This window comes from Pseudoalteromonas sp. GABNS16E (assembly GCF_028598715.1).
Lineage (GTDB): Bacteria > Pseudomonadota > Gammaproteobacteria > Enterobacterales > Alteromonadaceae > Pseudoalteromonas > Pseudoalteromonas atlantica.
In genome coordinates this window covers 1-2,174 of sequence record NZ_JAQREZ010000111.1, presented here as the reverse complement: position 1 = coordinate 2,174, position 2,174 = coordinate 1, and the positions used below count along the sequence as shown (strand labels likewise).

1 protein-coding gene is annotated in these 2,174 nt (G+C 45.2%); it reads left to right on the top strand.

Annotated features, from left to right (window positions below; translation table 11 throughout):
• Window positions 1-578 precede the first annotated feature (578 nt).
• Complete coding sequence (ltrA, locus tag PSI06_RS20800; RefSeq protein ID WP_257324080.1) at window positions 579-2,057, top strand: group II intron reverse transcriptase/maturase; 1,479 nt, start codon at window positions 579-581, stop codon at window positions 2,055-2,057.
• Window positions 2,058-2,174 lie beyond the last annotated feature (117 nt).

The following is a 2,174-nucleotide window of genomic DNA, read 5'->3' as shown; positions in this document are numbered from 1 at the left end:
TTGGGGCGTGCGACGTGAAGTCGTATGAAGCGCTGTTCACCGCTTAATGAGTGAACCATCTGTATCACCAGATGATCCTAGGAGCCTGAATAAAGTAGCGGCTCTGACAATGTAACGAAGGTTGGTATGCGCCAATCGGGATCTTAATCGTGAGAGGACGATCCTCCTGATAACCACAAATCGGGTGAGTGCTAGGCAGTCAGTATGATGAACATAAGTGAATCCGCGTAAGGTGCGTTATACGATGAAACAGCGGAAGTGGTTAATACGCTGTAGCCAAAAGGCGCGAGAGTCGGAAAGAGATTGCCCCATGCTCTTTCGTGATCACTGAACTCTCCGCACTATAGCGGGCATCTAACCTGACATTGCGCAACATACGGAACACGGTAAGCCTGTATCACTCCCTTTGGGAAAGCTTATATAGCCGATAGTGATGCAGGTAGAGGATGTTGGAGAAAGCAAAGGCTGGATTGTAATGATGCAGATACAGACGTCTGTCTGGCACGAAAGTGAGCTGACTTCCGACTGGTCTTCCTTTGCAAGAGAATTTGAAGAACTTTATTCAAGGAGAAACGCAAATGATGATTTCAAAAGAGATTAGTGCCTCTCCTGACAGTGCTCAATGGCAATCCATAAATTGGAAAACTGTTGAGTCACACGTTTTAAAGCTTCAGATGCGTATTGCAAAAGCAACAAGAGAAAGTAAACACGGCAAAGCGAAAGCGTTGCAGTGGATACTGACTCACTCGCATTCGGCAAAACTTCTTGCTGTTAAGCGAGTATCACAAAACAAAGGCAGTAAAACGCCCGGAATAGACGGCGTCATCTGGAATACGGATACGCGCCGCATGAAAGCAGTCAATCAATTGAGCAGAAAGGCTTATCAAGCCAAACCGCTCAAGCGTATCTACATCCCTAAGAAAAACGGCAAGCTCAGACCTTTGGGTATCCCGTGCATGGTCGATAGAGCGCTACAAGCGCTTCATCTTCTTGCACTAGAGCCTGTGTCAGAAACACTTGCTGACCCAAATAGCTACGGCTTTCGGCGCAATAGAAGCACTGCTGATGCTATTGCTCAGTGTTTTCTCTGTTTGAGTAAAAAGCAATCCGCGCAATGGGTTCTTGAGGGAGATATCAAAGCCTGTTTCGACAAGATTGGGCATCAATGGCTTATGAATAATATAGCTGTAGATAAACGAATGTTGGAACAATGGTTAAAGTCTGGTTTTATGGACAAAGGGCTGTTCTATCGCACTGACGAGGGAACACCACAAGGCGGGATCATATCTCCAACCTTGATGCTGATGACTCTTGCAGGTCTTGAGCAACGCATAAAGTCCACCGCACTTAAAAATGGGGCGAGAGCCAACTTTATAGGATACGCCGATGATTTCGTCGTCACTTGCACTTCAAAGGACGTGCTGGAGAACGATATCAAACCGTTGATTGCTGACTTCTTAGCACACAGAGGCTTAACGCTCTCCGAAGAGAAAACGCACATTACTCACATTAGCCGTGGTTTTGACTTCCTAGGCTTTAACCATAGGAAGTACAAAGGAAAACTGCTCATTAAACCGAGCAAATCTAACACGTTAATATTTCTGAGTAACTTGCGCGAACTCATTAAAAAGCACGCAACTACCCCCGTTAACGATCTAATCAAGTTGATAAATCCGAAACTCAGGGGCTGGTCGAATTACTATCGACATTGCGTTGCCAAACAAGTATTCGGATATGTGAGTCACAAACTATTTCTAGCGTTATGGCATTGGGCTAAAAGGCGTCATCCAACAAAATCAAAAACTTGGATCGCCATGAAGTACTTTATCAACCGTCGAGGCCAATGGCAATTTCACGGTTGGCAGAAGAGCATGAACATGAACATGGATTGTCAGTTTAATCTATTTCAAATAGCTAAGGTGCCAATAGAGAGACATGTGAAAATCAGGAGTGAAGCTACGCCTTTTGATCCTTTATACCAAGAATACTTGGCAAAGAGAAAAGCAAAGAGGCAATGCCGCAACTCTTGGAATGAACCTAATCTCGCTGCTTTATAAGTTGCTGGGTACCAATTAGGTGCCTTCGTGAAGGCTTGAGCCGTATGCAGTGAAAGTTGCACGTACGGTTCTTAGGAGGGCGACACTTGGTAACAGGTGTCGTCTATCCGACAGAAA